The organism is Arthrobacter sp. Y3223164, assembly GCF_059091005.1.
Genome location: NZ_JBNHGF010000902.1, coordinates 1 through 384 on the forward strand (window position 1 = coordinate 1; position 384 = coordinate 384).

Genomic DNA, 384 nt, shown 5'->3' on the forward strand with positions numbered 1-384 from the left:
GTCCGGGCTGCCGGTGATTGCCGACGCCGGTGCCTTCGACGTGTTGCCCGCGGAGCCGGGACCCCGGGTGGTCCTGACGCCGCACGCCGGCGAACTGGTGCGCATCCTCTCAGCCCAAGGGGTGGAGACCGACCGGGAGCACATCGAGGCGGCCCCCGCGGAGTTCGCCGCGCTGGCCGCCGGGCTCACCGGGGCCACCGTCCTGCTCAAGGGCTCCGTAACGGTGATCGCCGCCCCGGACGGCGCCCTGTTCAGCCAGGACGACGGGCCGGTATGGCTGGCCACGGCCGGTTCGGGCGACACCCTGGCCGGGATCCTCGGCGCGCTCGCGGTGACCGTCCGGACCGAAGACCTGGAGGCGGCCGGTTTCGCCGCGGCCGAGCA

1 protein-coding gene is annotated in these 384 nt (G+C 75.0%); it reads left to right on the forward strand.

The window, feature by feature from the left end; all coding sequences use genetic code 11:
- Positions 1-384: NAD(P)H-hydrate dehydratase (locus tag AC5RUJ_RS18640; protein WP_494156562.1), on the forward strand; the 384-nt coding region annotated here is incomplete at both ends.